The 13,450-nt window shown below is 43.5% G+C and carries 11 protein-coding genes; 1 reads left to right on the plus strand and 10 read right to left on the minus strand.

From position 1 onward, the window contains the following. Nucleotides 1–56 precede the first annotated feature (56 nt). The 9 genes from ASG89_RS29675 to ASG89_RS29715 all read right to left on the minus strand — a co-directional run bounded on the left by ASG89_RS29675 (nt 57) and on the right by ASG89_RS29715 (nt 10,715). Complete coding sequence (locus tag ASG89_RS29675) at nt 57–1,676, minus strand: response regulator (protein WP_057314960.1); 1,620 nt, start codon at nt 1,674–1,676, stop codon at nt 57–59. Between the two features lie 3 nt (nt 1,677–1,679). Further along, entirely contained in the window at nt 1,680–3,419 is a 1,740-nt protein-coding gene (locus ASG89_RS29680; protein WP_057314961.1) for a histidine kinase, read from the minus strand. Between the two features lie 89 nt (nt 3,420–3,508). Then, nucleotides 3,509–5,095 (minus strand): extracellular solute-binding protein, encoded by a 1,587-nt coding sequence (locus tag ASG89_RS29685; RefSeq protein WP_057314962.1) that lies wholly within the window; start codon nt 5,093–5,095, stop codon nt 3,509–3,511. A 71-nt stretch (nt 5,096–5,166) separates the two neighbouring features. After that, the gene (locus tag ASG89_RS29690; protein ID WP_057314963.1) at nt 5,167–6,036 is read right to left on the minus strand and encodes a carbohydrate ABC transporter permease; all 870 of its coding nucleotides are present in this window, start codon (nt 6,034–6,036) and stop codon (nt 5,167–5,169) included. A 13-nt stretch (nt 6,037–6,049) separates the two neighbouring features. Continuing rightward, on the minus strand, nt 6,050–6,997 hold the full coding sequence (locus tag ASG89_RS29695) for an ABC transporter permease (RefSeq protein ID WP_057314964.1): 948 nt from the start codon (nt 6,995–6,997) through the stop codon (nt 6,050–6,052). Nucleotides 6,998–7,289: 292 nt separating this feature from the next. Next, a complete protein-coding gene (locus ASG89_RS29700; protein WP_057314965.1) occupies nt 7,290–8,177 on the minus strand; it encodes an ADP-ribosylglycohydrolase family protein in 888 nt (295 codons plus the stop codon). A 5-nt stretch (nt 8,178–8,182) separates the two neighbouring features. Further along, nucleotides 8,183–9,226 (minus strand): AAA family ATPase, encoded by a 1,044-nt coding sequence (locus ASG89_RS29705; RefSeq protein WP_057314966.1) that lies wholly within the window; start codon nt 9,224–9,226, stop codon nt 8,183–8,185. Beyond that, on the minus strand, nt 9,202–9,867 hold the full coding sequence (gene pnuC, locus ASG89_RS29710; protein ID WP_057314967.1) for a nicotinamide riboside transporter PnuC: 666 nt from the start codon (nt 9,865–9,867) through the stop codon (nt 9,202–9,204). Before pnuC ends, ASG89_RS29705 begins: the two co-directional genes overlap by 25 nt. A gap of 77 nt (nt 9,868–9,944) precedes the next feature. Then, nucleotides 9,945–10,715, minus strand: coding sequence for an NUDIX domain-containing protein (locus tag ASG89_RS29715; RefSeq protein WP_057314968.1), 771 nt, complete (start codon nt 10,713–10,715; stop codon nt 9,945–9,947). A 234-nt stretch (nt 10,716–10,949) separates the two neighbouring features. On the opposite strand from ASG89_RS29715, the gene ASG89_RS29720 reads away from it, so the two are divergent. Beyond that, on the plus strand, nt 10,950–11,840 hold the full coding sequence (locus ASG89_RS29720) for a helix-turn-helix transcriptional regulator (RefSeq protein WP_057314969.1): 891 nt from the start codon (nt 10,950–10,952) through the stop codon (nt 11,838–11,840). Between the two features lie 65 nt (nt 11,841–11,905). Here ASG89_RS29720 and ASG89_RS29725 read toward each other — a convergent pair whose 3' ends face one another. Then, the gene (locus ASG89_RS29725; protein ID WP_057314970.1) at nt 11,906–13,417 is read right to left on the minus strand and encodes an alpha-N-arabinofuranosidase; all 1,512 of its coding nucleotides are present in this window, start codon (nt 13,415–13,417) and stop codon (nt 11,906–11,908) included. Nucleotides 13,418–13,450: the final 33 nt, after the last annotated feature.

Consider the following 13,450-nt stretch of genomic DNA (forward strand, 5'->3'; position numbering starts at 1 on the left):
CATGGTAGTCCTTTTGCACACCGTTTATTTACATGATTTCAAGAAAAAATCATATTTTATTTAGATTCATACCTTGTCATTTTTATCCGATATTGCTTAGGTGTATCACCCGTATATTCTTTGAACAGTTTGCAAAAATACCCTTCATTTACAATGCCTACTTCCTCGCACAATTCTAAAATAGAATAATCCTGAGCATTTAGCAGTTCGAGCGCCAATTGGATTTTTTTACGATTGATGTAGCTAATCACGCCTTCATTCATTGTTTTCTTAAATAGACTGCTGAAATACGATGGCGCTAAGTTCACATCCTCAGCAATCGCCTCCAAGGTTAAACGTTGTCTCAGATTCTTCTCTATAAAACGCATGGCTCCCATGATTTCTGCCCGATGTAAAAGTTGGCCAGCGTGTACATATTCGAATGTGAAATCGCTAATATAGGTTAGCTGCTCCCGAAATGTCATAAATTCGATGGGAAACTCGGCTATTTCCGTGGTCGACGTGTTCCCTGATTTAAATTTCATAACAATGTCTCTGTACAAATCTCGAAGCATAGGCGCCATGATGGACTTATGAATTTTATGATCCGTAACAAATTGGTTTATATCCCCAATTTCTTTCTCCAGTTCTTCCTTGGAAACCTGTCTCTGCACCCATACCAGAAAACCAGCCAATTTCTGCTGAATTTCCTCTCTTCTGTTATTCCGGTAATGGAACCGATGCGCGGGTGTTTTGACTACTTTCTCCCCATGATAATAGAAATCCTCACTCACATTGTGAGCTTCCGTGTAAGCCTGTTTGATGGATTCCCAACCTCGATGCGGACCGCCGAAAGCGACAGATACGCGTTGATTCAAATACTGCTGCAAATGGGTAACAATCTGACTCCCCAATGCCTGACAGGCATATTCGGTATCCATATCGCTGCGATTATTTTCCCAGGATAGGAAGCCAATAAAACGATTATCAGATAGATCCGTAGCTACCCCCCTGCCACAATTCATCACCGTTTCTTCAATGACATTCGTAATTGCATATTTCAAGATGTTTTGGTCAACCGCTGAATATTCATTGCGAAAATTTTCATACAGATTCATCTCTACAATAAAGCAGCAGTAGTTGGCTTGAAAGAACTGAGACTCCATGCGATTGGTGAAATTCGATACTCGATGAGGGGGTATTTCGCCTCTGATCAGCTCGTTGAAAAATTGCTTACGAACTCTATATTTATTTTCAAGTACGGATATGTTTAATAATTGAAACTCTTCTTCTTTTTTCTTAACCTCATCCAGAATTCCGGCTGCCCGAACCAAAGCTCGACTCAAATCAGCTTCATTCAACGGAACTTTAACAATGTATTCCAAGACGTTGGCATGAATTGCTCGCTGTGCATATTCAAAAGTCGAATAGGCGGTCAAAAGAATGAATTGGGTATGCGGCAGCTCCAGCTTTAACTGCTCAATCATGGCGATCCCATCCATTCGCGGCATAACGATATCGGAGATGACGATGTCCGGTTTTAGCTTCAAAATCTCCTCTATCCCCTTCTGCCCGTTATTCGCCTTTCCCACTAAATGGAAGCGTCTTTCTTTATGGGAGAGCTCGCTAAAAAATAGTTCCAAGCGTTGAATGATTAAGTCTTCATCGTCAACAATGAAGCAAGTGTAGTCTCTCACTTTTCATGCATCTCCTTTAAACGAACCTACCGGGAATACGGCGCGGACACAGGTTATTTCCTGAGGTGTGCTTATAATTTGGAGCCCGAACTGCTCCCCGTAGTGTAGTCTTATTCGACCATGAATATTATTTAACCCGATTCTTTTTCTTTTTACTTCCAGATCACTCGGGTCTGCGATTAAAATATGCGGGATGCGATCCGCTGGAATTCCTTCGCCTTGGTCAATGACTTCGATCATGACATTGCTGCCATTCCTGTACGCATGAATCGTAATCGACCCTTCGATTCCACCTCCGCTATAGCCATGGAAGATACTATTCTCCACAATAGGCTGCAGCAGCATTCGAAAAACCGGAAAATCCATCAAGCCCTCTTCAATATGCTCAATTAACTGGAAGTGCCTGTTATAACGAATGTTCTGTATTGCGATATAGTCTGATACATTGCTCAACTCCTGACGTAGTGAAACCTTCTCCGACGCGTCGGCGATCCCGTATTCCAATATGGAAATGAGAGATCCGATCACCACATCTACTTTCTCTATTTGTCCAAGACGTATGACATTGCTTATAGATCCAAGCGTATTATATAGAAAATGAGGGTTTATTTGCGATTGCAGCACTTGGATTTCCAGTTTCCGCTCCAGTTCATTATGAAGTTCTCCTCGCCGAATCAGCTCCACGATTTGCTGAAGCATACGGTCGAATGCTAGAGAAAGGTCACCGAATTCATCGTTTCGCTTAATCGTAACTGTTGTTGTCAGATCGCCTTGCTCTACCCGCTTCATTTTAGTTTTGAGCGCATAGAGCGGATTCCTTATATATTTGGCAATAAAAAAGGAAATAAACAAACTTAAGAGCAGGCCTGCAACTAGCAGTCCGAGATAATAGTTTTCCAATCTGGACAACGCAGCTTCCATACGAGATTCATCATTGATCGAGATGAGGAACCAATTAAATTTCTCCGTCGGTTTTTTCAAAATAGAAACCGGGATGCCATCTTTTGTATGCAATTGAAGGCTTGTGCCTGTCGTATCCAAAATTTGTTCTGCCGATGTTTCCCCGATGGAAAAAGTGTGATCTTGAATACTTAGGGGTCCTCTATTTTCCGAAAACCCAGCAATAATTTTACCCGATGTGGTCATCAAAGCTAGATTCATTTGTTCTTTTTTATTAATCTTAAACAAGGTTTCTTCAATCGCATTTAGATCCAAATCAACGGCAATGGCCATTGGAGTCGGAGCGCCGTTCAGATATCGCACCATCGTAACGGTCCAGCCGGAGTACTTCGATTTATAAGGATCACTGACAAATGTTGTCCGTCTGTTCTTGTCGGCCGCATCAAATAAAGGTTTTCTGTCAGATAACGGTTCATCGAAAATTCGCGTAGTCGTACTTCCGCCTAAAATGGATAAATCACGATTGATCAAGTAAATGTTACTCACGTAATTACTGTTGAGTTCATAGAGCTCTCTTAGTTGCTTTTTAATGACTTCCGTATTGGTAAGGTTTGCTTTCACCGATGTTTCGACCGAGAACAAGATCGTCTGAAAGGAGGAAAAATTAACCGTTAAATACTGGTCAACTTTGTCTAAGATTTGGTTTGTGTAATAAATGTCGTTCGTTCTGATTTCCTTCTGAACATAGCGATAGGACAATTGACTTATCAAGATGATGCAGCTTAATACAAATGCAAACACAATCATAAATAGTTTTATAGGCAAGCTGATTCTTCTTCGCATCGGTCATCTTCCTTTGGAATCTGTATTAAACTAAGCATAGCATAGGACAACAAAGAGAGGGGCTATTTATCGCCACTCTCTTCGTCTTATTACTTGATTAAGCCTGCTTCTTTAAACTGTTTAACGGCTGTATCCTTATATTTCTGCATGTCGAACTTGGTATCCAATGTTTTGAGGAAATTGTCCCAGTTGGTTAGAGGGTCTTTGCCCGACATGAACTTAACTAAGCTTTCATTAATGAAACGTGTACGGTCTGCTGCCAACGTATCGCTCGGGTCTGCTGTCAACAGATTTCCAGCCAAAGTAAGACCTACATATTGCTGATTGTTCGTGAAAGCTTCTGCCGTCTTCGGATTCTGGAAGCTGAAGTACTCGGCATCATCGCCACGACGCGGCATTCTATAATGATCCACCCATAGGTACTTTTCTTTCATGTCTTTGGATAATTCAGAGGTTTTATTTTTGATTTTGCCGTCTACGACATCCCAATGAATTCCTTTAATTCCGTATGCGAAATTCGGATAGGCTTCTTTGTCCGTAAACATATATTCCAGCATAGACAAGATCCGAATGATTTTGTCCTTATCTGCTTTCTTGGAAATGGCCCATGAATTGCCTTGGAACGATTTTCTCTCCACGATTTGATCGCCGTATGGCCCTTTCATTGGAGGAATCACGATCCATTCTGGTACCTCTCCGCCGATTTCTTTCATCTTCTGCTGATAATCCGGTTCAAGTCTGCGGGCATCTCTAATCATAAAGCCAACTTTACCTTTAAATAACTTCTGATCTAACAAATCTGGTGTATTCATCGTCACCCAGTCGGGGTCCACAACTTTGGCTGTCATCATTTTATTGATGTAGCCGAGTGCTTCTTTCATTTTAGGATCGATAAATAAGAATACCGGTTTATTGTCTTTGATATCAATGGCTGAAGGCGGATTAACGCCGAACATCCACATCAAGCTATCGAAGCCATAGGTTTGCAGATTACCTTCTTTATTCATACCGCCGATGAATCCGTACGTATCGTTCTTCCCATTTCCGTCTGGGTCTTTCTCCGTAAATGCTTTCATTACTTCGAATAGCTCGTCAGGCGTAGTCGGCACTTTCAAGCCTAGCTTTTTTAACCAATCGTTGCGGATGAAGAAGCTTCGACTAATACCGTTTACATTATCATACCCTGGAACTCCAATGGTTTTTCCTTGATAGGACGTCGCTTCCCAGGAATCATTACCAAAACGCTTCTTTAGTTCAGGAAATTGATCCAAGTACGGCGTCAAATCCGCAAGAACGCCTTGATCATAATATTGTGCGAGATCGGAGCGACTCTTCAGGAAGAGCAAATCAGGAATATCTCCACCTGCAATGAGCGTATTCAACTTCGTTGTTGCTTGCCCAGCTTGAGGAATCGTCATATCCAAATCGATGTTCATTGCCTTTTCCAACATTTGGCGTTGAATATCTTCTTCACGTGGAGGTATTGGAGCGGCAGCATTGAAAGTACCTTGGTTAAACATCGAGATCTTTATTTTGTTCGCAAACTTGTTAGCCTCGGATTGAGGGCTGCTTGAAGCTGCAGGCTTCACTTCATCTTGGTTCCCACATGCTGACAATAGCGTTCCCAGCCCTACGATAGCAGCCAGAACAGTAAATGTAATCTTTTTACGTTCCATATTGACCTCTCCTTTTGCTTGTATATATATTATCACGGTGTCCCCGTAACAACCTAGGTAGGAATTGCCTTTTAACCTTTAATCGATCCCATAAGCACACCTTTGGTAAAATGCTTTTGCATAAATGGATACACAATTAAGATCGGAACCGTCGTCACGACGACAGCAGCCATTTGCACAGCGAATTTGCTCACCGTCCCGGAATTGGCCATCGAATCGGCATTTTGTGATGAAATGTTAAGTAGAATGTTGCGCAAGACAACTTGAAGCGGCATTAAGTTCGCATCATTCAAGTAAACAATTGCATCGAAATAACTGTTCCAATGTCCCACGGCGTAAAATAAGGATATCGTGGCAAGCACGGGCATAGAGAGGGGTAAAATAATTCTCCAAAGCGACTGAAGCTCACTTGCACCGTCCACCCTAGCCGATTCCTCGATTTCAGGAGGCAATTGTTCGAAAAAGCCTTTAATAATGACCAGATTAAATGCACTAATGAGATGCGGAATAATCAATACCCACGGACTGTTCAGCAATCCTAGAGAGCGGATTAACAAATAGCTTGGAATTAAGCCTCCGCTGAACATCATCGTAAACACAATAAATATTAAGAATGTGCTGCGTCCTGGCAAATATTTTTTGGATAACGGATAAGCAGCTGCGACCGTAAATATCACATTAAGCGCAGTACCTACGATTGTTCGAAACAACGTAATTTTATACGCTTGCCCGATACCATGCGAAATGAATACTTCTTTATAGGCTAAGAAAGTAAAGGTTTCTGGTATAATTACAATCCCTTTTCTTACGACTTCCGATTCCGGTGTTACTGAAACAGCAACCACATATAAAAAGGGAAGTAAGCAAAGTAGGGCTAGTATTACAAGAATAGAATAGACGACTACTTGCCATATTTTTTCCCCGACCGTCAAATTAATCATGTAGAAAACCACCTCACCAAATTTGCCCATCGAATTTTTTGGCAATCTTATTCGCAGCCAAAACTAAAGCAAATCCGATGATCGCTTTAAACAATCCCACAGCCGTAGCCAAGCCAATCTTCAAACGCTCCAACCCTTCACGGTATACCCATGTGTCGATAATGTCGATTTTCTCTTGGTTGAAACTGTTCGCAAACATGAATATCTGATCAAAACCAGCGTCCAAAATATGACTTAATTTAAGGATCAGCATCAGAATAATGACGCCCCGAATGCCAGGTAATGTGACATGCCATAGCTGTCTCGACTTGGAAGCACCATCAATCCGAGCCGCTTCATATAAGCTGGGATCAATGCCCGCCAATGCGGCAAGGTATAAGATTGCCCCCCAGCCAATATCCTTCCATATTTCAGATAGGATGATCAGCAGTCTACCCCAGGCAGGTTCCGTTAGAAAGGAGATGGGCTCAATCCCATTTTCCTTAAAAATCATGTTAAAAAGGCCATCCCCTGGTGCTAATAACGCCACCATCAGTCCATAAACAATGACCCATGACAGAAAATGGGGGAGATACGTGATCGTTTGTACAATTTTCTTAAACCATTGGGTATACACTTCATTGAGAAGCAAAGCCAGTATGATCGGAGCGGAGAAACCGAACAATAGCTTATACAACGATATGATGATCGTATTTCTCATAATGTCCCAGAAATAAACGCCGTTAATAAAATCTTTGAAATTCTTCAATCCCACCCATGGGCTGTCCCATAGTCCTAAGGCTAGGTTATAGTTTTTAAAAGCAATAATGATCCCCGCCATAGGAATATATTTGAATACCGCAAAGTACACTAATGCCGGAAATAAGAGAGCATACATGACTTTATATCTTTGTATTGTTCTTATCCATGAATCCCGTTTTTTCGGGGTGGGAAGGGCGTCCGTTGCCAGTTTTGCTTGCATATCATCACCTCGTCTTTGTTTATATTTGTATAGTAGCACCCCCCTATCGAATAAATTTCTGTGATTTCTAGAATTTCTTACAAGATATTAAGTAAGAGCAATATCGCCAACTTATCTTACCGAGACTTGGGAGCTTATGGGGATTAACTGGATTTCCTACATCTAATTTTGCTTTACACGTTATTACATGAAAAAACGGACAGAGTTAGCGCAACCTTCTAAAGGTGCTTTCACTTGTCCGTAAGTTATTTTCACATTCACAGCAATCCATACTGATCATACATTAACTTAACTATGCCAACCCATCCCTGACCCCAACCAACCTCACCGCGATCTCATCCAACCGCTTCTTAATCAGGATCGACTCGGCATACTTTGCAGGAATCTCCTCATAGCCATAATAAATGCCAGCCAACCCACCAGCAATGGCACCTATCGTATCCGAGTCATCGCCTAAGTTAGCCGCCCTTTGAACAACCTCGCTAAAGTCGGAAGCTTCCAGCAAAATATGGAGCACCCAGCGGAACGTGTGCACAACATAGCCATTGGCAGCGCAATTGGGCACAGATGTGAGTATGCTTTCATACGCCGTTCCAATCAGCTCCTGCTGGATCACTGCTTTCATCGCTTCTCCCTGCAGCAGCCGATAAGCAATGCGATTATAGAGGATGCAAGCTTCGTTGCATCTTTCGTCATAGTGGGTCATTTTCGATTGCATATGGGAAACCCGCTCAATATCCTTCCAGTCCGTGTACGCCAGAGCTACCGGCAAACAACGCATCAACGAACCATTCCCTGCACTTTGCCCCATCTCAATATGCGTTACATAAGCAGCCTCGAACCAACTGTCCTCCACATTTTCAAAAGTATGTCTAATAATATTGCCGATATCTTTCGGCCTTGTTTGGTACCATTTCATAAACTGTTCACCGATCGCAGCCAAAGGATCATCTGGTTTCGCCAAAATCCCCTCCGCCACACACAACGTCATCATCGTGTCGTCCGTCACTTCACCAGGCTCTAAGCGCCAGACGCCTCCGCCAATGATCTCTGTCAAATACCCATATCTCGCTTTGATCTCCGGGACACTCATGAACTCGGTCGTGCCGCCCAACGCATCACCGATTGCGACGCCGTAGATTCCGCCTTTGATTTTATCCAATAAATCTGTTCTACTCATATTCCTTACTCCCTCCCACGGCTACCAGTTTGCTTCATTAACCATTCACTCAGGCTATGATATTTATGATAGGTGTTCAAAATATGACTTACTTGTTCCGCCCGCTCCTCGAGCGTTCCTTGTAATAGGAAATACGGAATTTGTCTCATTTTGAGATCAGCAATAATCTGCTTCTGGAACACAAACCGCTGCACCTCCCCCGATCGATCCCACGTATCTGCATAAGGAATATCAGTATCGCAGACAAAAACAAGCTCATACCGCGACGCCGCATCCACGGCCAGTTGAGTCAAACGCGGCGTAGCCTTACCTTGATAATAGTGAGAAAACATATACGTTGTAATCGCGTTGGTATCCACGAAGAGGACATCTCGTGCTTCTTTCATCAGAAGCTCTTCCCTTTCCAAATGCCCCTCCGCAATCTCCTCAAGCTGCTCTAACGATAATCTGCGATCTACCTGGTGCTTCTCCCAATATTCCCGTCCATACTCCGCCATCCAAGTTGTGTTCATCTGTTTCGCCATGTAAGCGGTAAGAGTGGATTTCCCCGTAGAAGGAGCGCCAAGAAATACGACTTTTGCAATCAGATCCCTATAAACAACTGGACTCAGAAATTTGCGATTGTCAAAAGGGTTCCCCCGCACTTGCGTGCCCGATATCGGAAACGTGTTCCGATCCGGATCAACCTGACGATTCTCCGCCCCCAAAGCTGCACTCATGTGTTCACCATAAAACTCACTGGAGTAGAAATGTGTGATCTTTCGCCCCTCCAGCTTCTGCAGGATATAGGCCTCATGCATCCTTTTGATCGCTGGCGTATCGCCGATTTCATGGGGACCATCCCACGCTTCGATAACGTGCACCTGCGGATAAAGGGTACGAATCCAATTGGACCGCACACGCAAAGGAATATCCGTCGTTTCAGGGCAATCGTAGATGACAACGATCACTTCATCCATCTCCTTGATCGCAGTCTCGATCATGAATTGATGACCCGCGTGCAGCGGGGCAAACTTCCCTAGCGTTAAGCCTGTTCTGTGTTGTGACATACAAGATTCCTCCGTTCTACGGTGTGTAGTTCACGTTTCCATGAGACATATCCAGCCGTTGCGATGAACAGGAAAATAAGGTAGAGAAAAGCAACAGCATATAAATCTTTGTAAGCATACATCGCTACCGACATCACGTCGACGGCCATCCAGATGAGCCAGTTCTCCAGCACTTTCGATGAGAGTAAATACTGCGCAATGAGGCTTAATGTAGCAATGAAAGCATCGGCGTATGGAATTGAGGCGTCCGTGTACGTTTGCAGCACATAGCCCCAGAGCAGGGTCATCACTACCAAACATACACTTAATACGAGCGTGAGTCGTAAGGTTATTTTTCTAGTCGGACGCACTTTAGTACCTTCCCTTTTCGTCAGCCAGATGATCCAACCATACACGCTCAATATGAAAAAGAACACCTGCAGCATCGTATCCGCGTATAGCTTCGCCTCCCAGAACATCACGAAGAAACAACCCACATTAACCAGTCCAACTGGCCATGACCAGATGTTCTCCTTCGCTGTTAACCATACGCACAACAAGCCTGTCGTAGTCGCGACGATTTCAATGGCCGTTGATGACGTGTAGATCGCAATGGCAACCATAAGGATGAATAATGCCAAGAATGACCATGCTTTTCTCATACGTAACGCCTCCTTAAGTTTAACTTCAGATCGCCAATACTTTCAATATGACATTATCAAAATGTAAAGAGAAGCGCCTAGCTGTAAATCGACAGCTGAGGCGTCAGATCTGTAAACCGATAGAGCTGTGCAGCTCTCTGCGAGTAGCGATTGGAAAGCTTCGGCTCTCCGTTGCGATCCACTGCTTCTTCAATAATGCCTTTGCGGCTTTGCGTAGAGGTAATTTTGCGGATGAAGTTGCTTTCCTCAAAATGCGGCACAACCGTTTGAATCACTTGGTACAACTCACCGATCGTGAATTCCTCGGGAAGAAACTCCTTGGCAATCGTCGTTGTGAGCATCTTCTGCTGAATCTGATGCAAGGCATCCGTCACTATTTGCCGATGATCAAAAGCCAACGTCAGCTCAAGCGCCTCCTCCACGGTAAATAAACGTACATCAGAGGCATCCGAATCAGCACGTCTTTCAGCCAACCATCCCTCATGAACTAAGGCGTAGAAAGCATGAGAAATGATCCATCCCCTTGGATCACGCCCAGGTTCACTGTAGACGTTAAAGTATTCCATATGAACATCCGCGACACCCGTCTCCTCTTGTAGCTCCCTCCGAGCACACGCATACATACTCTCCGACTCTTGGCAAAATCCGCCAGGCAAGGCCCATTGGCCTTCAAATGGCCATTGTTTTCTCTGTATGAGCAGGACCTGTAGCTCCCGAATGGGCAGCGCCTTTTTGGTCGTGTTCTTCTCCTTTGAGGTAATGGTGAAAATAACAATATCACTCGGTGCACCATCTGGTGTCCGGTACTTTTGGGAAGAGTAGTTCGACCCATTTTCGTTAGTGTCCAATGCGGCACCTGCTTTCACAACTTTAATGTCGATTTGATATTATCATTATGACATATTTAATGAGGATGTCAAGTGGGCTTTATCCCTTTTGAGCATGTCCATCTGTAAAATGACTCATCATCTCGCTATATTTCGCCAAAATCACTTTCTTTCACAGGGCACATCACGTAAAATATAAGTAAGCATATCCATGTCAAATATTGGATTACAAATACGAACTTATTGAGGTAGGCCATGAAACCAACCGTCCTTCACTTCATTGCTCCACCAATTCCTTATTTCCTAGATTGCGGAAACGCTTACTACGAAATTGGGGAGAGCCATATAAGCAGAACTAACATTGGTGCATTTGATCTAATCGTCGTCAAAAAAGGGACCATATACATCGGAGAAGGCGCGAATGAATGGACTCTCCAGCAAAATGACGCCATTATCCTAAGACCTGATCTCTCGCATTTTGGAACGGCTCCTTGTGAGCAGGAAGCCGAAATCCTTTGGATTCATTTCCACACGTATGGCGCATGGGATGAGTACATGGATATGGATGCGTGTTTACAGAATCAGAATTCCCTCATTGAGGATCACAAACAAAAGGCTTTCCTAAATCATGCGGAAGTGAACTCCATTTTTATCCCCAAATATATGAAACTCAATCACAAAGCCTTAGAAATATTAGAATACTTCTTCGATTTGGAACAGGAAGCGCGCTCCCAACGTAATTGGAGGAAACAGAATACCTTTCAATTGTTTATGCAGCATATTAACCGTGAATTAATTTCAACAACCGACATGACTGCGTTTCATTTAGCTGAGAAAGTCGAGTTATTTATTCGTCAAAATTACACGAAAAAGATATCCAATGCCCTGTTGCAAGAGCATCTTAACTATCATCCTAACTACATTGCCAAATGCATGTTGAAGGTATTCGGGATGACACCCAATGATTATTTGCTTCAATTTCGCATCGAGCAGTCCAAGAAACTGCTGATTCAGACCAATTGGACCATGACGCGGGTTGCAGAAGAAAGCGGCTTTCAACACGCCTCCTACTTCTCACACTGCTTCTCAACCAAGGAAGGGATCTCTCCCTTAAATTTCCGTAAAAACTATACAGGCCATTTATGACGGTCATGCAATCAAAACAGCCAGCAACCTAGACATCTCAAGGTTACTGGCTGTTTGCCCTCCTATTATTTACACAGTCGTATGACATTCCAAGATAACCTTGGCAATGTTCCAATCACCATATCGTCACGTATGGCAGCATCGCCACCACTATGCGGTGTAACACGATTAGGATGACTCATCGAATTCACGGCTTTCACATCCTTATTTTCCAATACAATGTGTTCCACCACGCGGTATCCCTCAAAGCTACGCAAGTCGCACGTCATAACTAATGAGGAATCCAGACTTTTATTAATGGCAAATATCGTAAGTTCATCCTTCTCTTCTTGGTAAACAACAACGGTATCCAGGAAGGGGACATCCGTATAGTCCTTCGTATCATATTTAGGAGCATCTATGAATGAATGCAGCACCGTTCCTCTCCCATAGACGGAGGTGTGCATATACGGATAAAAGATCGTTTGACGCCATGCAGGACCACCCGTTTGTGTCATAATCGGTGCGATGACATTCACTAATTGTGCTAAACAGGCAATTTTCACGCGATCCGCATGTTTTAATAGTGTGATCAGCATAGTCCCTACCATTAAAGCATCTTCCAAGGTATACACATCTTCAAGTTGTGGAGGTGCAAACTGCCAAGGTTCCATCTTTTTGTCAGACTCCAACGTATGGAACCATACATTCCATTCATCGAAGGAAAGCATCATCGTTTTTTTGCTTCTTTTTTTGGCTTTTATATAATCACACACCGCAATGATCTCTTGTATAAAAGCTGTCATATCCAGCGATTTGGCCAAGTAATTGGCAGTGTCATTATCTGCATTTCCATAGTACGTATGCAAGGATAGATAGTCGACATTGTCATACGTATGGTCAAGCACGGTGGCTTCCCAATCCACAAAGGTTGGCATTCCCCGGAAAGAACTTCCACATACCACCAACTCGATCGATGGATCAACGAATTTCATCGCTTTCGCTGTTTCATTCGCCAATTGACCATAGTCGTCTGCCGTTTTGGCACCAATTTGCCAAGGACCGTCCATCTCATTTCCTAAACACCACGTCTTAATCCCATAAGCCTCTGGATAGCCGTGAGCAATTCTTAAATTACTCCAATACGAACCCGAGGAATGATTACAATACTCCACCAAGTTTCTGGCGTCATCTATCCCTCTAGTGCCTAAGTTAACGGCCATCATCGCTTGTGCTTTTACTTGTTTGGTCCATGCGAGAAATTCATTGGTTCCAAATAAATTAGGCTCTAGAACACGCCATGCCAGCTCCAGCTTAGCAGGTCTTCCGCTAATCGGTCCAACACCATCCTCCCAGTTGTATCCTGAGACGAAGTTGCCCCCTGGATAACGAACGATAGGGACACCGATTTCATTGATCATCTCCCTAACATCCTGCCTAAATCCTTGTTCATCTGCTGCCGGATGTCCAGGCTCATAAATGCCGCCATAAACGGCACGTCCCAAGTGTTCAATGAAAGATCCGTAAATACGTTTATCGACTTCAGCAATTCGAAAACTTTTATCCAACTTCATACTCGCTTTTAACACAGTCGTCATCTCTCTCTTCCTCCTAATGTAAGCGCTACAAGC

The organism is Paenibacillus sp. Soil766 (genome assembly GCF_001428105.1).
GTDB lineage: Bacteria > Bacillota > Bacilli > Paenibacillales > NBRC-103111 > Paenibacillus_E.

Bases quoted from the DNA above. Each gene is read 5' to 3' on its own strand.
- ASG89_RS29680 (WP_057314961.1), bottom strand. From the start codon at position 3,419: ATGCGAAGAAGAATCAGCTTGCCTATAAAACTATTTATGATTGTGTTT.
- ASG89_RS29685 (WP_057314962.1), bottom strand. From the start codon at position 5,095: ATGGAACGTAAAAAGATTACATTTACTGTTCTGGCTGCTATCGTAGGG.
- ASG89_RS29690 (WP_057314963.1), bottom strand. From the start codon at position 6,036: ATGATTAATTTGACGGTCGGGGAAAAAATATGGCAAGTAGTCGTCTAT.
- ASG89_RS29695 (WP_057314964.1), bottom strand. From the start codon at position 6,997: ATGCAAGCAAAACTGGCAACGGACGCCCTTCCCACCCCGAAAAAACGG.
- ASG89_RS29700 (WP_057314965.1), bottom strand. From the start codon at position 8,177: ATGAGTAGAACAGATTTATTGGATAAAATCAAAGGCGGAATCTACGGC.
- ASG89_RS29705 (WP_057314966.1), bottom strand. From the start codon at position 9,226: ATGTCACAACACAGAACAGGCTTAACGCTAGGGAAGTTTGCCCCGCTG.
- pnuC (WP_057314967.1), bottom strand. From the start codon at position 9,867: ATGAGAAAAGCATGGTCATTCTTGGCATTATTCATCCTTATGGTTGCC.
- ASG89_RS29720 (WP_057314969.1), top strand. From the start codon at position 10,950: ATGAAACCAACCGTCCTTCACTTCATTGCTCCACCAATTCCTTATTTC.
- ASG89_RS29725 (WP_057314970.1), bottom strand. From the start codon at position 13,417: ATGACGACTGTGTTAAAAGCGAGTATGAAGTTGGATAAAAGTTTTCGA.